This is a genomic window from Enterobacter sp. BRE11, assembly GCF_031844285.1.
Taxonomy (GTDB): domain Bacteria; phylum Pseudomonadota; class Gammaproteobacteria; order Enterobacterales; family Enterobacteriaceae; genus Pantoea.
The window spans coordinates 87,561-106,479 of sequence record NZ_JAUZUX010000014.1; the positions used below are offsets into that span (position 1 = coordinate 87,561).

General features: G+C 58.0%; 18 protein-coding genes, 4 tRNA genes and 1 other RNA gene. 11 read left to right on the top strand and 12 right to left on the bottom strand.

The genetic code is table 11. The features are described 5' to 3' along the window. Positions 1–42: 42 nt before the first annotated feature. The 7 genes from Q9R34_RS15720 to Q9R34_RS15750 all read left to right on the top strand — a co-directional run bounded on the left by Q9R34_RS15720 (position 43) and on the right by Q9R34_RS15750 (position 7,017). Positions 43–1,059: a sulfate ABC transporter substrate-binding protein gene (locus tag Q9R34_RS15720; RefSeq protein ID WP_485894881.1), complete on the top strand. Its 1,017-nt coding sequence runs from the start codon at positions 43–45 to the stop codon at positions 1,057–1,059. Further along, positions 1,059–1,895 (top strand): sulfate/thiosulfate ABC transporter permease CysT, encoded by an 837-nt coding sequence (cysT, locus tag Q9R34_RS15725; protein ID WP_434125702.1) that lies wholly within the window; start codon positions 1,059–1,061, stop codon positions 1,893–1,895. The genes Q9R34_RS15720 and cysT overlap by 1 nt, the downstream gene beginning before the upstream one ends. Beyond that, entirely contained in the window at positions 1,895–2,770 is an 876-nt protein-coding gene (gene cysW, locus Q9R34_RS15730) for a sulfate/thiosulfate ABC transporter permease CysW (protein WP_485894883.1), read from the top strand. Before cysT ends, cysW begins: the two co-directional genes overlap by 1 nt. Beyond that, complete coding sequence (gene cysA / locus Q9R34_RS15735; protein ID WP_485894885.1) at positions 2,760–3,848, top strand: sulfate/thiosulfate ABC transporter ATP-binding protein CysA; 1,089 nt, start codon at positions 2,760–2,762, stop codon at positions 3,846–3,848. The genes cysW and cysA overlap by 11 nt, the downstream gene beginning before the upstream one ends. Before the next feature lie 75 nt (positions 3,849–3,923). Next, positions 3,924–4,805, top strand: coding sequence for a cysteine synthase CysM (cysM, locus tag Q9R34_RS15740; protein ID WP_485894887.1), 882 nt, complete (start codon positions 3,924–3,926; stop codon positions 4,803–4,805). A gap of 167 nt (positions 4,806–4,972) precedes the next feature. Next, positions 4,973–5,653, top strand: a complete 681-nt coding sequence (locus Q9R34_RS15745; RefSeq protein WP_485894889.1) for a response regulator transcription factor — start codon at positions 4,973–4,975, stop codon at positions 5,651–5,653. Further along, complete coding sequence (locus Q9R34_RS15750; RefSeq protein ID WP_434125710.1) at positions 5,650–7,017, top strand: ATP-binding protein; 1,368 nt, start codon at positions 5,650–5,652, stop codon at positions 7,015–7,017. The genes Q9R34_RS15745 and Q9R34_RS15750 overlap by 4 nt, the downstream gene beginning before the upstream one ends. A gap of 85 nt (positions 7,018–7,102) precedes the next feature. Here the strand turns inward: Q9R34_RS15750 and crr are convergent, their stop codons facing one another. From crr to cysZ, 5 genes are all read right to left on the bottom strand, one after another. After that, complete coding sequence (gene crr / locus Q9R34_RS15755) at positions 7,103–7,606, bottom strand: PTS glucose transporter subunit IIA (RefSeq protein ID WP_434125712.1); 504 nt, start codon at positions 7,604–7,606, stop codon at positions 7,103–7,105. Between the two features lie 42 nt (positions 7,607–7,648). Next, on the bottom strand, positions 7,649–9,376 hold the full coding sequence (ptsI, locus tag Q9R34_RS15760; RefSeq protein ID WP_485894892.1) for a phosphoenolpyruvate-protein phosphotransferase PtsI: 1,728 nt from the start codon (positions 9,374–9,376) through the stop codon (positions 7,649–7,651). Positions 9,377–9,535: 159 nt separating this feature from the next. Beyond that, positions 9,536–9,793 (bottom strand): phosphocarrier protein Hpr, encoded by a 258-nt coding sequence (ptsH, locus tag Q9R34_RS15765; RefSeq protein WP_007889063.1) that lies wholly within the window; start codon positions 9,791–9,793, stop codon positions 9,536–9,538. Between the two features lie 387 nt (positions 9,794–10,180). Continuing rightward, positions 10,181–11,152 carry a cysteine synthase A gene (gene cysK, locus Q9R34_RS15770; protein WP_434125715.1) on the bottom strand — a complete coding sequence of 324 codons (972 nt, stop codon included), beginning with the start codon at positions 11,150–11,152 and terminating at the stop codon, positions 10,181–10,183. Positions 11,153–11,294: 142 nt separating this feature from the next. After that, the gene (gene cysZ / locus Q9R34_RS15775; protein WP_485894896.1) at positions 11,295–12,062 is read right to left on the bottom strand and encodes a sulfate transporter CysZ; all 768 of its coding nucleotides are present in this window, start codon (positions 12,060–12,062) and stop codon (positions 11,295–11,297) included. A 218-nt stretch (positions 12,063–12,280) separates the two neighbouring features. Here cysZ and zipA point away from each other — a divergent pair, with 218 nt between their 5' ends. The 3 genes from zipA to Q9R34_RS15790 all read left to right on the top strand — a co-directional run bounded on the left by zipA (position 12,281) and on the right by Q9R34_RS15790 (position 15,632). Then, positions 12,281–13,327 carry a cell division protein ZipA gene (gene zipA / locus Q9R34_RS15780; protein ID WP_485894898.1) on the top strand — a complete coding sequence of 349 codons (1,047 nt, stop codon included), beginning with the start codon at positions 12,281–12,283 and terminating at the stop codon, positions 13,325–13,327. A 66-nt stretch (positions 13,328–13,393) separates the two neighbouring features. Further along, positions 13,394–15,412 (top strand): NAD-dependent DNA ligase LigA, encoded by a 2,019-nt coding sequence (ligA, locus tag Q9R34_RS15785; protein WP_485894900.1) that lies wholly within the window; start codon positions 13,394–13,396, stop codon positions 15,410–15,412. A gap of 1 nt (position 15,413) precedes the next feature. Next, a complete protein-coding gene (locus Q9R34_RS15790) occupies positions 15,414–15,632 on the top strand; it encodes a DUF3820 family protein (RefSeq protein ID WP_434125721.1) in 219 nt (72 codons plus the stop codon). A gap of 26 nt (positions 15,633–15,658) precedes the next feature. Here the strand turns inward: Q9R34_RS15790 and Q9R34_RS15795 are convergent, their stop codons facing one another. Then, positions 15,659–16,669 (bottom strand): bile acid:sodium symporter family protein, encoded by a 1,011-nt coding sequence (locus Q9R34_RS15795; protein ID WP_434125723.1) that lies wholly within the window; start codon positions 16,667–16,669, stop codon positions 15,659–15,661. A gap of 95 nt (positions 16,670–16,764) precedes the next feature. Between Q9R34_RS15795 and Q9R34_RS15800 the strand changes: the two genes are divergently transcribed. After that, positions 16,765–17,685 carry a LysR family transcriptional regulator gene (locus Q9R34_RS15800; protein WP_434125725.1) on the top strand — a complete coding sequence of 307 codons (921 nt, stop codon included), beginning with the start codon at positions 16,765–16,767 and terminating at the stop codon, positions 17,683–17,685. On the opposite strand, the gene Q9R34_RS15805 is transcribed toward Q9R34_RS15800, so the two are convergent. The 6 genes from Q9R34_RS15805 to Q9R34_RS15830 all read right to left on the bottom strand — a co-directional run bounded on the left by Q9R34_RS15805 (position 17,682) and on the right by Q9R34_RS15830 (position 18,898). Further along, a complete protein-coding gene (locus Q9R34_RS15805) occupies positions 17,682–18,026 on the bottom strand; it encodes a FlxA-like family protein (protein ID WP_485894903.1) in 345 nt (114 codons plus the stop codon). The genes Q9R34_RS15800 and Q9R34_RS15805 overlap by 4 nt on opposite strands. Positions 18,027–18,334: 308 nt before the next feature. Then, positions 18,335–18,469: non-coding RNA, RtT sRNA (locus tag Q9R34_RS15810), on the bottom strand. 42 nt (positions 18,470–18,511) lie between these two features. Further along, a tRNA-Lys gene (locus Q9R34_RS15815) sits at positions 18,512–18,587 on the bottom strand. A gap of 4 nt (positions 18,588–18,591) precedes the next feature. Further along, a tRNA-Val gene (locus Q9R34_RS15820) sits at positions 18,592–18,667 on the bottom strand. Between the two features lie 41 nt (positions 18,668–18,708). After that, positions 18,709–18,784 (bottom strand) — tRNA-Val (locus Q9R34_RS15825). A 38-nt stretch (positions 18,785–18,822) separates the two neighbouring features. After that, positions 18,823–18,898 (bottom strand) — tRNA-Val (locus Q9R34_RS15830). Between the last annotated feature and the right edge of the window lie 21 nt (positions 18,899–18,919).

Genomic DNA, 18,919 nt, shown 5'->3' on the forward strand with positions numbered 1-18,919 from the left:
CGGCTGGCATAAGCCGGATCTCTTGTTTTCTCAGGGTGCCCCATGACCAAAAGAACGATGAAAAATATCGTTGGCGGTATCGCCTTGTCGCTTAGCCTGGCGGGCGCGGCCAGCGCCACTGAACTGCTCAACAGCTCGTACGACGTCGCGCGCGAGCTGTTTGTCGCCCTGAATGCGCCGTTCGAAAAACAGTGGGATGCCAGCCATCCCGATGACAAACTCACCATCAAAATGTCGCACGCCGGTTCCTCAAAGCAGGCGCTGGCGATCCTGCAGGGGCTGCGCGCCGATGTGGTTACCTATAATCAGGTCACCGACGTGCAGGTGCTGCACGACAGAGGCAATCTGGTCGCGGCCGACTGGCAGAGCCGGCTGCCCAACAACAGTTCGCCGTTTTACTCCACCATGGCGTTTCTGGTGCGCAAGGGCAATCCAAAGCAGATCCACGACTGGGCCGATCTCGGCCGTGACGGCGTAAAGCTGGTCTTTCCCAACCCGAAAACCTCCGGCAACGGCCGCTACACCTGGCTGGCGGCCTGGGGCGCCACCAGTAAAGCTAACGGCGGAAACGAGGCGAAAACCCGCGCCTTTATGGCGCAGTTTCTCAGGAACGTCGAGGTGTTCGATACCGGCGGGCGTGGCGCGACCACTACCTTCGCCGAGCGCGGCCTGGGCGATGTGCTGATCAGCTTTGAATCGGAAGTGAACAATATCCGTAACCAGTACGGCAAAGACGAGTATGACGTCGTGGTGCCGAAAACGGATATTCTCGCCGAATTCCCGGTTGCCTGGGTCGATAAAAACGTCGAGCACAACCACACCGCGGACGCAGCGAAAGCCTATCTCAACTATCTCTATACGCCGCAGGCGCAGCAAATCGTAACCGATTTCTACTACCGCGTGAACAACCCGCAGCTAATGGGCGAGCATAAAGATCGCTTCCCGCAGACGCAGCTGTTCCGCGTGGAAGATCAGTTCGGCGGCTGGGATAAAGCGATGAAAACCCACTTCGCCAGCGGCGGCGAGCTGGATCAACTCTTATCAGCGGGGCGTGGATAATGTTTGCCTTAGGTCAGAAACGCGTTCTGCCTGGCTTCGGCCTGAGCCTGGGCACCAGCCTGCTGTTCACCTGTTTGATTCTGCTGCTGCCGATCAGCGCGCTGCTGATGCAGCTGTCGCAGATGACGCTGGCGCAGTACTGGGCGGTGATCAGCAACCCGCAGCTGGTGGCGGCCTATAAGGTGACGCTGCTCTCGGCGGCCGTCGCCTCGCTGTTCAATGCGGTGTTCGGCATGATTATGGCGTGGATCCTGACGCGCTATCGCTTTCCCGGCCGCACGCTGCTGGACGGCCTGGTGGATCTGCCTTTCGCGCTGCCAACGGCGGTGGCGGGTCTGACGCTGGCCGGTCTCTTCTCGCTGAACGGCTGGTACGGCGAGTGGATCTACAACGCTTTCGGCGTCAAAGTTTCCTATACCTGGCTCGGCATCGCCGTCGCCATGGCGTTTACCAGCATTCCCTTCGTGGTGCGTACCGTACAGCCGGTGCTGGAGGAGCTGGGGCCAGAGTATGAAGAGGCGGCGCAGACGCTGGGCGCGACGCCCTGGCAGAGCTTTCGCCGCGTGGTGCTGCCGGAGGTAGCGCCTGCGCTTCTGGCCGGCACCGCGCTCTCTTTTACCCGCAGCATCGGCGAGTTCGGCGCGGTGATCTTTATCGCCGGCAATATCGCCTGGAAAACCGAGGTCACCTCGCTGATGATTTTCGTGCGTTTGCAGGAGTTCGACTACCCGGCCGCCAGCGCTATCGCCTCAGTGATCCTGGCGGCGTCGCTGGTGCTGCTGTTTGCGATTAACACCCTGCAGAGCCGCTTCGGTCGCCGACTGGGAGGTCACTAATGGCGGATATTTCCCACATCAACGCCGCTGACCGTCAGCCGATCAACTGGGGCAAATGGCTGCTGATCGGCATCGGCGTGCTGGTGTCGCTGCTGCTGCTGGTGGTGCCGATGATCTCCATCTTCTACGAAGCGCTGAAGATGGGGCTGGGCGTCACCTTTCAGAATCTCGCCGACAGCGACATGCTGCACGCCATCTGGCTGACGGTGCTGGTGGCGCTGATTACCGTGCCGGTTAATCTGGTGTTCGGCACGCTGCTCGCCTGGCTGGTGACGCGCTTTAACTTTCCCGGCCGCCAGCTGCTGCTGACGCTGTTCGACATTCCTTTCGCCGTATCGCCGGTGGTCGCTGGCCTGATGTATCTGCTGTTCTGGGGCGTCAACGGCCCGGCAGGTAGCTGGCTGGACGCGCATAATATTCAGGTGATGTTCGCCTGGCCTGGTATGGTGCTGGCCACCGTCTTCGTAACCTGTCCCTTTGTGGTGCGCGAGCTGGTGCCGGTGATGCTGAGCCAGGGCAGCCACGAAGATGAGGCGGCGGTGCTGCTTGGCGCCTCTGGCTGGCAGATGTTCCGCCGCGTCACGCTGCCGAACATTCGCTGGGCGATGCTCTATGGCGTGGTGCTGACCAACGCCCGTACCCTGGGCGAGTTCGGTGCGGTGTCGGTGGTATCGGGATCGATTCGCGGCGAGACCTACACGCTGCCGCTTCAGGTTGAATTACTGCATCAGGATTACAACGTGGTCGGCGCCTTTACCGCCGCCGCGCTGCTGACCCTGATGGCTATTGTGACGCTGTTTCTGAAAAGTATGTTGCAGTGGCGTTTAGAGCAACAGCAGCATCGCCTGCAACAGGAGGAAAATCATGAGCATTGAGATTAACCTGATCAACAAATCTTTCGGCCGCACTCCGGTGTTGAACGATATCTCTCTGGATATTCCTTCTGGCCAGATGGTGGCGCTGCTGGGCCCGTCCGGCTCCGGGAAAACCACGCTGCTGCGTATTATCGCCGGACTGGAGCATCAGAACAGCGGGCAAATTCGCTTTCACAATAAAGATGTCAGCGCGCTGCACGCCCGCGATCGCCAGGTCGGCTTCGTGTTTCAGCACTATGCGCTGTTCCGTCATATGACGGTGTTCGACAATATTGCGTTCGGCCTGACGGTGCTGCCGCGCCGCGAGCGTCCTTCTTCGGCGGAAATCAAGCAGCGCGTGACGCGTCTGCTGGAAATGGTGCAGCTGGCGCATCTGGCAAACCGCTTCCCGGCGCAGCTCTCGGGCGGGCAGAAGCAGCGCGTGGCGCTGGCGCGCGCGCTGGCGGTCGAACCGCAGATCCTGCTGCTCGACGAACCTTTCGGCGCGCTGGACGCGCAGGTACGTAAAGAGCTGCGTCGCTGGCTGCGTCAGCTGCATGAAGAACTGAAATTCACCAGCGTCTTCGTCACTCACGATCAGGAAGAGGCGATGGAAGTGGCCGATCGCGTAGTGGTGATGAGCCAGGGCAATATTGAGCAGGTAGGCACGCCGGACGAGGTATGGCGCGATCCGGCCACGCGCTTCGTGCTGGAGTTCCTCGGCGAAGTGAACCGCTTCGACGGCGAGGTGCATGGCTCGCAGTTTCACGTCGGCGCGCACCACTGGCCGCTGGGCTATACCCCGGCGCATCAGGGCGCGGTCGAGCTCTTCCTGCGCCCGTGGGAGATTGATGTTTCTCGTCAGAGCAGCCTGGAGACGCCGCTGCCGGTACAGATCCTTGAGGTGAGCCCGCGCGGCCACTTCTGGCAGCTGGTGGTTCAGCCGACCGGCTGGCAGAGCGAGCCTTTTTCGCTGGTGTACGACGGCGAACGAAGCGCGCCGGTGCGCGGCGAACGCCTGTTCGTCGGCCTGCAGCAGTCGCGCCTCTATCAGGGCGCGACGCCGCTGCGCGCTGTTGCCTTTGCCGAAAGCGCCTGATATTTTCTCACGCGACAGCGGGCGGGAGCGATCCCGCCCTTTTTTTGATCGCTTAGCTTCGCCGGGAAACGCACCTTGACCACTCTGCAAAACACCATCGGCACTACGCCGCTGATCAAGCTCCAGCGCCTGACGCCTGCCAACGGCAGCGAAATCTGGCTCAAGCTGGAAGGCAATAATCCTGCTGGCTCCGTTAAGGATCGCGCCGCCTGGTCGATGATCCACCAGGCAGAGCTGCGCGGTGAGATCGCGCCCGGCGACCGCCTGATTGAGGCGACCAGCGGCAATACCGGCATCGCGCTGGCGATGATCGCCGCCATGAAGGGCTACGCGCTGCGCTTGCTGATGCCTGAAAATATGAGCCAGGAGCGGCAGGACGCGATGCGCGCCTACGGCGCCGAGCTGGTGCTGGTGAGCCGCGAGCAGGGCATGGAGGGCGCGCGCGATATGGCGCTGGCGATGATGGCGCGCGGCGAAGGGCATGTGCTCGATCAATTCAATAATCCCGATAATCCGCTCGGCCACTACCAGACCACCGGTCCGGAAATCTGGCAGCAGAGCGCCGGACGCCTGACCCATTTCGTCTCCAGCATGGGCACCACCGGCACTATTACCGGCGTCGGCCGCTACCTGAAAGAGCAAAGCGATAGCGTGACCATTATCGGCCTGCAGCCGGAAGAGGGCAGTGCCATACCCGGCATTCGTCGCTGGTCGCAGGCTTATCTGCCGGGCATCTATCGGCCCGAGCTGGTGGACGAGGTGATGGATATGGGACAGGCCGAGGCGGAAGAGACGATGCGGGCGCTGGCGCGCCGCGAAGGCATCTTCTGCGGCGTCAGCTCCGGCGGCGCGGTGGCGGGCGCGTTGCGCATCGCGCAGGCGCAGCCCGGCAGCGTTATCGTCGCTATCGTCTGCGATCGCGGCGACCGCTATCTCTCGACCGGCGTCTACCGCTAATCCTTCTGCCAGGCGGCCCGGCTGCGCCTGTCTGGTGCTGCCGGGCCGTTTTTGTCTATAGTCATCCTGAGCATCGTCTGACGTCGAATCTGTAAGGAACGCGTAAAATCGGCTGCGTCCGGCGCCCGCTCAGGACAAAATAGCGGCAATTCAGGCGAGAGACCCCTATGAAAATTTTGTTAGTTGACGACGATCTGGAGCTGGGCACCATGCTCAGCCAGTACCTTATTGCAGAAGGCTTTGAAACCCAGCTGGTATTAACCGGCAGCGCCGGTATCGAAGGCGCGCTTTCCGGCCACTACACCGCAATGATCCTCGATATTATGCTACCCGATATGAGCGGCATCGACGTGCTGCGTCAGGTACGGCAGAACAGCCGTCTGCCGGTGATCATGCTGACCGCCAAAGGTGACAACATCGATCGCGTGATCGGGCTGGAGATGGGGGCGGACGACTATATGCCGAAGCCCTGCTACCCGCGTGAGCTGGTGGCACGCCTGCGCGCCGTGCTGCGGCGCTTCGAAGAGCAGGCGCCGCTGCCGGATAAAAAAGAGCTGCTGCGCTGGGGCGAACTGACGCTCAATCCTGCCACGCGCATAACCGAGTGGCAGGGTAAAGCTTTCGATCTCACCGCTTCGGAATTCAATCTGCTGGATCTGCTGATGCGCTCGCCGGATCGCGTGGTATCGAAAGATGAGCTGTCGGAAAAAGGGCTGGGTCGTCCGCGCGAGGCCTACGATCGCAGCGTCGACGTGCATATCAGCAACATTCGTCAGAAGCTGGCGGCGCTCACCGCTGACAGCGTCAACATCGAAACGGTGCGCAGCATTGGCTACCGCATTCGATGAAGCAGAACTATCGCGGGCGCATGTTCTGGAAGATTTTAATCGGCTTCTGGATCGTATTCGTTATTATCAGCCAGCTGCTCTGGCTCGGCTTCAGCCTCGCCGGCAATCGCCATGAGCCGCCGGAGATTATCGCCACGCGCCGCATCGTCAACTTGCAGATGGCGTCTGCGGTTTCGGTGCTGGAGCGCGGCGGGCTCGGCTCGCTGAACGATATGATGGCGGACTGGGAGCCTAACGACCGTCAGTTCTTTTCGGTGATCCAGCATGCCCGGCCCGTTCATTCCGAGCCGCTGCCGGAAACTTTTAATCCGCCGTTTCAGGGCAAGTTTCCTGACGTGATTGTGCGCTGGGTAAAAGGGGCGGACGGCAAAGAGTATGAGCTGCGCTATAACGTCAAAGGCCTGCGCGAAGACAGCTCAATGGGCATGGACAGGCCGCGCCGCATTCTCAATATACCTGAGCCGATGTTTTTTTTCGCCGGCTCGGTCGGCCTGCTGTTTAGCCTGCTGCTGGCATGGAACCTGACGCGGCCGATGCGCCAGCTGCGCGAGGGCTTTGCGCGCGTGTCGAACGGCGATCTCAGCGTGCGGCTCTATCCCATGATGCGCAAGCGGCATGACGAGCTCTCAAATGTGGCGGAGGCGTTCGACGCCATGGTGGAGCGGCTCGATACCCTGGTGCACGCACGCGAAGAGCTGCTGCACGATATTTCCCACGAGCTGCGTTCGCCGCTGGCGCGCCTGCAGCTCGCCACAGGCTTAGCGCGTCAGACGCCGGCCAGCGTTAACGCCTCCCTGGATCGCATCGACGAAGAGGCGCGGCGGCTGGATAAGATGATTGGCGAACTGCTGACGCTGTCGCGCGCCGAGCATGAGAGCATGCCTGACGAGCAATATTTCGATCTCACCGGCCTGGTGCACGCGGTGGTCACCGATGTGCGCTACGAGGCGCAAATCCCCGGCGTGCAGGTTGACTTCCTGGTTGATGAAAATGCCGATTACACCGTGCGCGGCAACGCCGAGCTGATTCGTCGCGGCATCGAGAACGTGCTGCGCAACGCGCTGCGTTTCTCGCTGCCCGGTCAGCATATTGAGGTCAGGCTGAAGGCGGAGCAGGAGTGGCTGGCGATTCGCGTACGCGATCAGGGGCCGGGGGTGGACGATGAGAAGCTCTCCAGCATCTTCGATCCCTTTGTTCGGGTTAATTCGCCGCTGCTGGGCAAAGGTTACGGCCTGGGGCTGGCTATCGTGCGTAAGGTGGTGCTGGCGCATCATGGCGAAGTGCAGGCGGTGAATCGCCCTGAGGGCGGGCTGGAGCTGACGATTCGTCTGCCGCGCTGGCAGGCGCAGGATAAGGGCGTCTGATTAACGTTTTTCATCCGCGTAGACACCGGACAGAACAGAAACAAAAACGGCACCCAGCGGGTGCCGTTTTTCTTAGCTGAATCCGTTACTTCTTGATGCGGATCACCGGCGTCTCGCCAACGGTAACCTGACCAGAGAGCTTAACCAGCTCTTTGATCTCATCCATGTTGGAGATCACCACAGGCGTCAGGGTAGATTTCGCTTTCTCTTCCAGCAGCGGCAGATCAAACTCGATCACCACATCGCCTTTCTTGACCTTCTGGCCCTCTTCCGCGATGCGCCTGAAGCCTTCACCTTTCAGCTCGACGGTGTCGATACCGAAGTGCACAAACAGCTCGATGCCGTTGTCAGACTCGATTGAAAACGCGTGGTTGGTTTCGAAAATCTTACCGATGGTGCCATCGACCGGCGCAACCATTTTGTTGCCGGTTGGTTTGATAGCGATACCGTCGCCAACGATCTTCTCGGCAAACACCACATCCGGTACGTCTTCAATGTTTACGATTTCGCCTGACAGAGGCGCAACAATATCAATCGTCCCAGATGTGCTTTCTGATTTATTGCCAAAAAGCTTGTCAAGAAAACCCATATTCCTCTCCTAAACAGTATTGTTGGGCCAGCGTCTCGTGGATCAGCAGAGTGTTTTCTCTTTGATGAACTTATTAACCAGGTTCATCAGATCTTCTGCGGTAGGTTGAGCCAGAGCCTGCTCCGCCAGAGCCTTCGCATCTTCGAAATTAGTATTGCGAATGATTTTCTTAATGCCTGGGATTGAAATGGCACTCATGCTGAATTCGTCCAGCCCCATACCCAGTAACAGTAGTGTAGCACGTTCATCACCGGCCAGCTCACCGCACATGCCGGTCCACTTGCCTTCGGCATGAGAGGCGTCAATCACCTGCTTGATTAAATTCAGCACCGACGGGGTCATCGGGTTATACAGGTGAGAAATCAAATCATTACCACGATCAACGGCCAGAGTATACTGCGTCAGGTCGTTTGTCCCAATACTGAAGAAGTCGACTTCTTTCGCCAGATGACGCGCAATCACCGCCGACGCCGGTGTTTCCACCATAATACCGACTTCGATGGTTTCATCGAACGCTTTGCCTTCTTCGCGCAGCTGCGCCTTCAGGGTTTCCAGTTCCGCTTTCAGGATGCGCACCTCTTCAACAGAGATAATCATCGGGAACATAATGCGCAGCTTGCCGAAGGCAGAGGCGCGTAAAATTGCGCGCAGCTGGGCATGGAGGATCTCTTTACGATCCATGGCGATACGGATGGCGCGCCAGCCGAGGAACGGGTTCTCTTCTTTCGGCAGATTCATATAAGGCAGATCTTTGTCGCCGCCGATATCCATGGTGCGCACAATTACCGCTTGTGAACCGACCGCTTCAGCTACCGCTTTATAAGCCTGGAACTGCTCTTCTTCGGTCGGCAGCGAGTCGCGATCCATAAACAGGAACTCGGTGCGGTAGAGGCCGACGCCTTCCGCGCCGTTACGCTCTGCGCCAGCCACGTCGCGCACGGTGCCGATGTTGGCGCATACTTCCACCTGGTGACCATCCAGCGTGATCGCAGGCAGATCTTTCAGCTTGGCCAGCTCATGTTTTTCGCTCAGATACTGGGTCTGAACCGCTTTCAACTCTTCCAGCTCGCTCTCTGACGGATTGACGTAAACTTTGTTGTTCACGCCGTCCAGAATCAGGAAATCGCCGTTTTTCACCGTGGCGGTGACGTTGCCGGTGCCGACGATTGCCGGCAGCTCCAGCGAGCGCGCCATAATCGAGGTGTGCGAAGTGCGGCCGCCAAGGTCGGTAATAAAGCCCAGCACCTTTTTCAGGTTCAGCTGTGCAGTTTCCGACGGCGTTAAATCTTTTGCTACCAGAATCGATTCGTCCTGGATAGCGCTCAGGTCCACGATATGCAGGCCGAGAATATTCTGCAGCAGACGTTTACCGATATCACGAACGTCAGCGGCGCGTTCTTTAAGGTATTCGTCGTCCAGCTCTTCCAGCGCTTTCGCCTGACCGTCAATTACGGAGTAGGCGGCAGCGTCGGCCGAAGCGTGATCTTTTTTGATCAGGTCGATGATTTCCTGCTCCAGCTCTTCGTCTTCCAGCAACATGATGTGGCCTTCGAAGATGGCTGCTTTCTCTTCACCAAACGTTTCACCCGCTTTCACTCTGATCGCTTCCAGCTGCTGCCCAGCCTGAGCGCGGCCGTCAAGGAAGCGTTTTACTTCCTGGTCAACCTGGTCATCAGAAATCTTCTTGCGGTTGATGACGATCTCATCCTCAATCAACAGCAGAGCTTTGCCGAAAGCGATACCTGGTGATGCTAAAATGCCTGAAATCATAACCCTACCTTTTAATCACGATGGCTCTTGGACCCAATGCGTTGCCATTGTCGCGGGAGCTGTACTCTACGGATGTGATAACGCGGACAAGTTGTCCGCGATCAAGATGTTTGCACTCAATGGGGCAAAGGAGTCGGTGTAAAGCAAAAGCTGACTGGATTACTCCAGTTCAGCCATCAGTTTAACCAGATGCTCCACGGCCTGCTGCTCATCTTCGCCTTCTGCGGAGAGCGTCACAACCGTGCCTTGGGTCAGGCCGAGCGTCTGCAGTTTGAACAGGCTCTTGGCGCTGGCGGATTTGCCGTTAGAGGTAACGGTGATTTCTGACTGGAACGCTTTCGCTTCTTTAACAAACTGCGCAGCAGGGCGGGTATGAAGACCATTAGGCGCGGTGATAGTAACTTCTTGCTGGAACATTCTGTTTCCCCAACGTTATCAGGTTTGGTGTTATGGACTTAAAGTCTAGCCTGGAGCCGTAACTTTAGCCTGTGTAGGTGCGCGGGTATAGCGTTACGCTGACCATTAAATGCGCTTGAATGAGTACGTCATTCCAGTTGAAGGGTCAAAATCCCTGTCGAGCGCTTCAGCTGCTAATTATGCCGTGATTCGCCATTTCGCCAAACGCGTAAATCGATTCAGCTTGATCCACTTCAAAGGCTGATTAATTTCAGGCACCGAAATAATTGGCAGCTTAAATACCAGAGCCGAGTCACTGAAATCAATCTGGGCGGTGGTGAAAGTGAGATCTGCGCCACAAAAAAGCACCCATTCGGGTGCTTTTTTCGGCGTTTTCGGAATCTGCCGTTACTGCTGTAGCTCTTTCTCAGTGAACAGGTCGGCAAAGAGCGCAGTACTTAAATAGCGCTCGCCGGAAGAGGGGAGAATAACCACGATATTCTTATTGGCGAATGCCTCGTCCTCCTGCAGCTTGAGCGCCGCTGCGACCGCTGCGCCGGAGGAGATGCCCGCCAGAATGCCTTCCTCTTCCATCAGCTGACGCGCCGTACTGATCGCCTCTTCGTTGGTGATCGCCACAACGCGGTCCACCAGATTGAGATCGAGATTACCGGGAATAAAGCCGGCGCCGATACCCTGAATCTTATGCGGGCCGGGCTTGATCTCTTCGCCAGCGATCGCCTGAGCGATAACCGGCGAGTCGGTGGGCTCCACCGCAACGGTGATCAGCTCTTTCTTGCCTTTGGTGTTCTTGATATAGCGAGAGACGCCGGTCAGGGTGCCGCCGGTGCCGACGCCTGCAATAAATACATCCACGGCGCCGTCGGTATCTTCCCAGATTTCAGGACCGGTGGTCTTCTCGTGGATTTCCGGGTTTGCCGGGTTGCTGAACTGCTGCAGCAGCACATATTTGTCCGGATCGCTGGCGACAATCTCTTCTGCTTTGGCGATAGCGCCTTTCATGCCTTTCGGCCCTTCGGTCAGCACCAGGTTGGCACCCAGCGCTTTTAGCAGCTTACGACGTTCGACGGACATGGTTTCCGGCATGGTCAGCGTCAGCTTGTAGCCGCGCGCGGCGGCGACGTAGGCCAGCGCGATGCCGGTATTGCCGCTGGTCGGTTCGACCAGTTCGACGCCAGGTTTCAGAATACCGCGTTTCTCTGCGTCCCAAATCATATTGGCACCGATACGGCATTTTACGCTGAAGCTCGGGTTACGGGATTCTACCTTCGCCAGAATGCGGCCGTTACCGATGCGGTTCAGTCGAACCAGTGGCGTATGACCAATTGTCAACGAGTTATCTTCATAGATCTTACTCATAGCCTGTCCTTAACTGTATGAATTATTGGGAACCCACTGAGCATACCCTTTCTGTCTACGCGCGGAAGGAAAGAAAACGCATATCTATATGTCCCCACGCAATAAGCCTTGTCAAAAAATGCATAAGGCGTTCTGATAAGTACTAGCGTAGCTCAGTGCGGCCCAGCTGCGCGCGATAGCGATCGACCCACATCGCCGTCGCGCCGCATACCGCAACCGGCATAATCGCCAGGTTAAGAATCGGAATCATGGTGAACAGGCTAACCAGCGCGCCAAACTGCATATTGGCGCTTTTATGGCGGCGCAGAGCGCTGCGCATCTGCTGAAAGCTCACCTTATGGTTATCGAACGGATAGTCGCAATATTGCACCGACAGCATCCAGGCGCTAAACAGGAACCACAGCACCGGCGCCACCGTCTGGCCAAAGCCGGGAATAAAGTAGAGCAGCAACAGGCCGAGCGCGCGCGGCAAATAGTAGCCGAGCTTTTGCAGCTCGCGCTTCATAATGCGCGGCACATCCTTCAGCATCGCTATCCAGCCGCTGTCCGGCAGCGGTTTGCCCGTCAGGCGGCCTTCCAGCTGCTCCGCCAGCAGGCCGCAAAACGGCGCGGCGATCCAGTTGGCAATAGTAGAGAAGAAGTAGCTGAACACCAGCACGATTGAAATCACCGACAGTGGCCAGAGCAAGTAGCTTAGCCACTGCAGCCAGTCGGGAATATGCGCCATCAGCTGTGGAATCCAGCTGCCCAGCCGGTAAAACAGCCAGACGAACGCCCCGCCCAGCAGCAGGATATTGACCAGCAGGGGAATGATAACGAAACGCCGGATACCCTGCAGACGAACCAGTCTCCAGCCTTCGCTAAAATAGTGCACGCCGTTGAAACTTGAGACAGTGTTCTCGTGGGCCATACAGGCAACTCTCCAGGAAATAATCAGGCGAGACCATGATAACCTGGCTTTTTCTCCTGACCATGAGGCGATTGTGTGAAAAAACAGCAAAAAAACGTGGGGTGAGTATCTTATTTGTCAGAAAATACTGCACGAGCTTGCACTTGTTTAGCTGGGCAAATACAGTTAGAGGATAAAGTTTGCCGCGGTGGCAAGGTATTGGAACAACAGAGAATACAATGATGCAGGATTTGCGTCTGATATTAATCGTTGTTGGCGCGATCGCCATTATAGCGCTCCTTCTTCACGGGCTGTGGACCAGCCGTAAAGAGCGCTCGTCAGTGTTTCGCGATCGCCCGCACAAACGGCTCAAACAGCGCGACCAGCGCGATGATGAAGATAGCCTGACCGATGACGAAGAGAGCGTCGGCGAAGTTCGCGTGCGCCATGAGCGGCCGCATCAGGAGCCGCGCATCGATAATTTCCGTGACGAGCAGCAGGATGACGCGCCGGTCTTCAGCGCCGCGCCGGAGAAGCCGCGTCAGCCCGCCGCACGCCCGCAGCCTCAGCAGGAAGCCGATCCGCTGCTTACGCCGCAGCCGCCGCGTACTCAGCCTCAACAGCCGCGTCCGCAACCTCAGCCTGTTCAAACGCCGTCGCAGGAACCTGCGCCGCGTTTCGCGCCAGCGCAGCCAGTTCAGGCCGATCCGCTGCTCGATTTAGATCCGCTGGATACTGTACAGCCCGAGCCGCTTTACGAGGCGGAGCCGGAGCCGCAGCAGCCTGCGCGTCACCAGCCGGAACAGCATCAGCCGCAGCCAGTGGAGCCGGTTCGCCAGGAAACACCAAAAGCGCCAGGCAAGCCAAAAGAGACGGTGCTGGTGCTGCACGTCGCCGCGCATACCGGCGGCACGCTGAATGGCGAAGCGCTGCTGCAGGGCATTTTGCAGGCGGGCTTCCAGTTTGGCGAAATGAACATTTTCCATCGCCATCTCAGCCCCGCAGGCAGCGGCCCGGTGCTGTTTAGCCTGGCGAACATGGTGAAACCTGGTTCGTTCAATCCAGACGAGATGTCTGACTTCTCCACGCCAGGCATCTCAATCTTTATGATGGTGCCTTCTTACGGCGATGCGAACCAAAACTTCAAGCTGATGCTGCAGTCTGCGCAGCGTATCGCCGATGATGTTGGCGGCGTTGTGCTGGATGACGAGCGTCGCATGATGACGCCACAGAAGCTGGAAACCTACAAGAACCGCATACGCGAAGTCATTGAATCCAGAGAATAGGGCAGACCGTTAATTCTGATTCACCAAACCCCCGCCTGTCGGGGGTTTTTTATCTGATGGGGCAATATGAAATCCGTTCAGGACCAGATCACCGAACTGCGCACCACGCTGCGCCATCACGAGTACCTCTACCATGTCATGGACGCGCCCGAAATTCCGGACGCCGAATATGACCGCCTGATGCGCGAGCTGCGCGCGCTGGAAGAGCAGCATCCCGAACTCATCACGCCCGACTCGCCGACCCAGCGCGTTGGCGCCGCGCCGCTAACGGTGTTTGAGCAGGTGCGCCATGAGGTGCCAATGCTGTCGCTGGACAATACCTTCGACGAAGCTGGCTTTCTCGCCTTCAACAAGCGCGTACAGGATCGCCTGAAAAACAGCGACGATATCGCCTACTGTTGCGAACTGAAGCTCGATGGCCTGGCGGTGAGCCTGCTTTACGAGAACGGCCTGCTGACGCGCGCCGCCACGCGCGGCGACGGCACCACGGGCGAGAATATCACCGCCAACGTCCGCACCATCGGCGCGATTCCGCTGCGCCTGAAGGGCGACGATTTTCCCGCTCGGCTGGAAGTGCGCGGCGAAGTCTTTATGACGCAGCGCGGCTTTGAGAAGCTGAATGCCGATGCGCGCCGCACCGACGGCAAAATCTTCGCTAACCCGCGCAACGCCGCTGCGGGATCGCTGCGCCAGCTCGATCCGCGCATCACCGCGAAGCGTCCGCTCACCTTTTTCTGTTACGGCTTCGGGCTGCTGGAAGGCGGCGAACTGCCGGGCAGCCACTATGCGCGCTTACAGCAGTTTAAAGCCTGGGGGCTGCCCGTCAGCGATCGCGTTCAGCTGGTGCACAGTGCGGAAGAGGCGCTGGCGTTCTACCGTCAGGTAGAGGAGACGCGTCCTGAACTGGGATTCGATATCGACGGTGTCGTCATCAAAGTCGACTCACAGGCGTTACAGGAGCGCCTCGGCTTTGTGGCGCGTGCGCCGCGCTGGGCGGTGGCCTTTAAGTTTCCCGCGCAGGAGCAGATGACGTTTGTGCGCGACGTTGAATTTCAGGTGGGCCGCACCGGCGCAGTCACGCCGGTGGCGCGGCTTGAGCCGGTGCTGGTTGCAGGCGCGATGGTCAGCAACGCCACCCTGCACAATGCAGATGAAATCGAACGTCTCGGCCTGCGCATCGGTGACAGAGTGGTGATCCGCCGCGCTGGCGACGTGATCCCGCAGGTCGTCAACGTGGTGCTCTCTGAACGGCCGGCAGAGACGCGTGAAGTGGTATTCCCTACCCATTGCCCGGTGTGCGGCTCCGACGTCGAACGCGTCGAAGGCGAGGTGGTTACGCGCTGTACCGGCGGGCTAATCTGCGGTGCGCAGCGCAAAGAGGCGCTGAAGCATTTCGTTTCGCGTCGCGCCATGGACGTCGACGGTCTGGGCGATAAGATTATCGATCAGCTGGTGGAGACTGAATATGTCAAAACGCCTGCGGATCTCTTCAGGCTGACACCGGAGAAGCTGCTCGGTCTGGATCGCATGGGGCCAAAATCGGCGCAAAACGTGATCAATGCGCTGGAGAAGGCGAAATCAACTACCCTGGCGCGTTTCCTTTACGCGCTTGGCATTCGCGAAGTCGGCGAGGCGACCGCTGCCAACCTGGCGAACCACTTTGGCGAACTGCAAAACGTGATGGATGCCGATCTGGAGGCGCTGATTGCGGTGCAGGACGTCGGCACCGTCGTCGCCACCCACGTGCGCAACTTTATGGATGAAGAGAGCAACCGCGAAATCATTCGCCAGCTGGTGGATGAGATCGGTGTCCACTGGCCGAAGATTGAGGTGGTTAAGGCGGAAGAGATCGACAGCCCGTTTGCCGGCAAAACCGTGGTGCTGACCGGCTCGCTGACCCAGCTCACGCGCGACGAGGCGAAAGATCGCCTGACCGCGCTCGGCGCAAAAGTCAGCGGCAGCGTCTCGAAGAAAACCGATCTGGTTATCGCGGGCGAAGCGGCGGGTTTCAAGCTGGTTAAAGCGCAGGAGCTTGGGATTGAGGTGATCGACGAAGCTGAAATGATCCGGCTGCTGGATGCCTGATATGGACAAGGCGTGTCTGGTTGAAATCGCCAATACCGCGATGCCGTTTGGCAAGTACAAAGGCTGTCTGCTTATCGATCTGCCTGAGCCTTATCTGCTGTGGTTCGCGCGTAAAGCGGAGTTCCCGTCAGGTCATCTCGGCGAGCTGATGCAGATGACGCTCGCTATCAAGATCGAAGGCCTGGAGGGCCTGGTCAAACCGCTTAAACGCAGCGCATAAAAAAGCCCGCTTCGGCGGGCTTTTTGTTACTTCTGCGATTCAACGACGGTCGGTTTCACCTGCTGCGCCAGCTTTCTTTCATTGCTGGCTTTATAGCGCTGGGCGATCCAGGAGCAGACCATGAGCTGCACCTGGTGGAAGATCATCAGCGGCAACACGATAATCCCCACCGAACTGGCCGGGAACAGGATATTCGCCATCGGCACGCCGTTTGCCAGGCTCTTTTTCGAACCGCAAAACAGCACCACAATTTCATCGGCGCGGTTAAAGCCAAACAGGCGCGAGGCGCAAATATTGATTGCCAGCACCAGCGCCAGCAGCAGCACGCAGCCCGCCAGGATCCACAGCAGAGTGTCAATGCCGACACGGTGCCAGATGCCGTTGACTACCGCTTCGCTAAAGGCGGAGTAGACCACCAGCAGAATGGAGGTCTGATCAGTTTTGCCAATCAGGCTGCGATGTTTTTCCACCCAGCCTGCAATCCAGCGGCGCGACAGGTGGCCCAGAATAAAAGGGACCAGCAGCTGCAGCATAATTTTGCCGACCTGTTCGAATCCATCGGTCGGCGCGCTGCTGTGTACGTCCATGACCAGGTTCACCAGCAACGGGGAGATAAAGACCCCCAGCAGGCTCGACGCCGAGGCGCTGCATACTGCGGCCGCAACGTTACCGCCCGCCATCGAGGTAAAAGCGATCGCGGACTGCACCGTGGCGGGCAGAATACAGAGATAGATAAAGCCGGTGTAGATCTCGGCGCTGACATTAACCGGGTGCCACCAGACGATCAGCAGGCCGATAACTGGAAAGAGCACGAAGGTGCTGAACATAATCCACAGATGCAGCCGCCAGTGACTACTGCCTGCGATAATCTTTTCGCGTGAAAGTTTGGCACCATGCATAAAAAAGAGCAGGGCGATAGCCGCGGTGGTCAGATAGTCGAAAATATCGACAAAGATGCCTTTAGCGGGCAAAAAGGTGGCCAGCAGCACCGTGATGATCAGTTTGACCATCATTGGATCGAGTCGCAGAAATCGCATTGTTAATACCCGGTTAAAAATAACATGGGATGATTGTGCGCGATGCAGGTTTAGAAATAAAATTGATTTATTGCATCAATCTATGAGCCCATTCGATGAATTACACGTTACGCCAGCTACGCACCTTCGTTGCCGTTGCTCACTATGGCGGGTTTAGCCAGGCCGGACAGGCGATCGGTCTGAGCCAGTCGGCCGTCAGCCACAGTATTAAAGAGCTGGAGGCGGTGATCGGCGTGCGTCTGCTGGATCGCACCACGCGCGAAGTGATGCTGACGGAAGCGGGGCAGCAGCTGGCGTCGCGAATGGCGAGCCTGCTGGAGGAGTTAAACTCAACGCTGCTGGATATTCGCAGCTATGGTGTACAGCGCAGCGGCACCGTGCGTATTGGCGCCAGCCAAACTATCTCTGCGCATCTGATGCCGCAGTGCCTCGCTGCCAGCCAGAAAAGCTATCCCGACATCAACGTCATTCTGCATGACCGAATGCAGCAGGTGGTGTTACAGAGCGTACGCAATGCCGAGGTCGATTTCGGCATCGTGATTGGGCCTCTCGGCGACAGCGATCTCGATTGCCAGCCAATTCTGGAAGAGCCTTTTTTGCTGCTGTGCCGCAGTGACGATCCCCTTGCCGCGGTAGATGAGGTGCAGTGGCGCATGCTGGCGGGCCGCGACGTGGTACTGCAGGATTACGCGTCCGGCAGTCGCGTATTAATAGATGCGGCGCTGCGTCAGCAGCAGACGGAGATTAAGGTGGTGCAGGATATCGGCCATCCTGCGACGCTGTTTCCCATGGTCGATGCAGGTATCGGCATCAGTATCTTGCCTGCACTGGCGCTGCCGCTGCCTGCGGGCAGGGCGCTGACGGTGCGTCGACTCTATCCTGAAATCAACCGCAGCCTGATGCTGGTCAAGCGCAAAAACCGCTCGCTGACGCCGGCGGCGCAGGCTATCTGGCAGGAAGCGCGTCAGCAGGCGGCCCTGCTGACGCAACAACGCGCGATCAATCCGGCGTTTTAGATATAAACGTTTAGCTGGTTGGTCGCCGTCGGGCGATTGACGCCGTCGGCGGCCTGCGTGGCGCTAACCTGCTGCACCGGTTCGCTGTTTTGCTGCGCCTGCTCAGTTTGCTTCTGCTCGAGCTGGGCAATCTGCGCTTCGAGCATGGCGATCTGCGACTGATACATCTGCTCCATTTCCGATTTCTGCTCGTCGGTCAGCTCCTGATTATCCGACAGCTCTTTGACCTGCTTCGTGATGTTCTGGATCTGCTTGTTCAGTGCAGAAATCTGCGATGAAACGCTGACGTTGCTGCCGGCGCCGCTGCCTGTACTGCCTGATAAAGCGCTTATTGATGACATCGGTTTTCTCCTTGTAAATAGACATAATCGTTATCGGTTAAGGAGAAAAAGGCTTGAAGCAAGAATGCGTTAAGGTTTGGAAAAGACAAGGAAAGCCTACGCTGTTTTTTCTGAAACGCAGCACGATGCTTCATAAAGGCGCGCAGGATAAGCCGTGAAGTAAAGCGTCCGCCGCAGGGACGCGGCGGTCGAGGCCACACGGACGTGTTCACGCCGACTTTACATAACGGCTTATCCTGCGCGCCTGAAAGGCACTATCAGGATGTGCAGAAACGAAAAAAGCGCCCATAAGGCGCTTTTTTCTGAATTGGTGGGTCGTGCAGGATTTGCCTCGGCCCCTCCAGGGCCTCGCCCTGCGGGTGATGCGTTGCATCAGCCTGAATCGCTCCCGGCGATTCAGTCGAACCTGCGCAGGTTCTCATCCTGCACGTTCAGCGGCGTGCACAGAAACGAAAAAAGCGCCCATAAGGCGCTTTTCTCTGAATTGGTGGGTCGTGCAGGATTCGAACCTGCGACCAATTGATTAAAAGTCAACTGCTCTACCAACTGAGCTAACGACCCGAAGTGGTGGGTGATGACGGGCTCGAACCGCCGACCCCCTCCTTGTAAGGGAGATGCTCTACCAACTGAGCTAATCACCCACTTCGGTACTGCTTAACAAGAGTGTCATATGACTGAGATATGGTGGGTGATGACGGGCTCGAACCGCCGACCCCCTCCTTGTAAGGGAGATGCTCTACCAACTGAGCTAATCACCCATATCTTATCTCTTGTTCACTGCGGGCCACCTTTAGAGTGGTGGGTGATGACGGGCTCGAACCGCCGACCCCCTCCTTGTAAGGGAGATGCTCTACCAACTGAGCTAATCACCCCCGCTGTGTGGAGTCGCATTA

Bases quoted from the DNA above. Each gene is read 5' to 3' on its own strand.
- crr (WP_434125712.1), bottom strand. From the start codon at position 7,606: ATGGGTTTTCTTGACAAGCTTTTTGGCAATAAATCAGAAAGCACATCT.
- Q9R34_RS15805 (WP_485894903.1), bottom strand. From the start codon at position 18,026: ATGTCATCAATAAGCGCTTTATCAGGCAGTACAGGCAGCGGCGCCGGC.
- ptsH (WP_007889063.1), bottom strand. From the start codon at position 9,793: ATGTTCCAGCAAGAAGTTACTATCACCGCGCCTAATGGTCTTCATACC.
- cysZ (WP_485894896.1), bottom strand. From the start codon at position 12,062: ATGGCCCACGAGAACACTGTCTCAAGTTTCAACGGCGTGCACTATTTT.
- Q9R34_RS15745 (WP_485894889.1), top strand. From the start codon at position 4,973: ATGAAAATTTTGTTAGTTGACGACGATCTGGAGCTGGGCACCATGCTC.
- ptsI (WP_485894892.1), bottom strand. From the start codon at position 9,376: ATGATTTCAGGCATTTTAGCATCACCAGGTATCGCTTTCGGCAAAGCT.
- Q9R34_RS15795 (WP_434125723.1), bottom strand. From the start codon at position 16,669: ATGCGATTTCTGCGACTCGATCCAATGATGGTCAAACTGATCATCACG.
- Q9R34_RS15750 (WP_434125710.1), top strand. From the start codon at position 5,650: ATGAAGCAGAACTATCGCGGGCGCATGTTCTGGAAGATTTTAATCGGC.
- Q9R34_RS15800 (WP_434125725.1), top strand. From the start codon at position 16,765: ATGAATTACACGTTACGCCAGCTACGCACCTTCGTTGCCGTTGCTCAC.
- ligA (WP_485894900.1), top strand. From the start codon at position 13,394: ATGAAATCCGTTCAGGACCAGATCACCGAACTGCGCACCACGCTGCGC.
- zipA (WP_485894898.1), top strand. From the start codon at position 12,281: ATGATGCAGGATTTGCGTCTGATATTAATCGTTGTTGGCGCGATCGCC.
- cysA (WP_485894885.1), top strand. From the start codon at position 2,760: ATGAGCATTGAGATTAACCTGATCAACAAATCTTTCGGCCGCACTCCG.
- cysT (WP_434125702.1), top strand. From the start codon at position 1,059: ATGTTTGCCTTAGGTCAGAAACGCGTTCTGCCTGGCTTCGGCCTGAGC.
- cysW (WP_485894883.1), top strand. From the start codon at position 1,895: ATGGCGGATATTTCCCACATCAACGCCGCTGACCGTCAGCCGATCAAC.
- Q9R34_RS15790 (WP_434125721.1), top strand. From the start codon at position 15,414: ATGGACAAGGCGTGTCTGGTTGAAATCGCCAATACCGCGATGCCGTTT.
- Q9R34_RS15720 (WP_485894881.1), top strand. From the start codon at position 43: ATGACCAAAAGAACGATGAAAAATATCGTTGGCGGTATCGCCTTGTCG.
- cysK (WP_434125715.1), bottom strand. From the start codon at position 11,152: ATGAGTAAGATCTATGAAGATAACTCGTTGACAATTGGTCATACGCCA.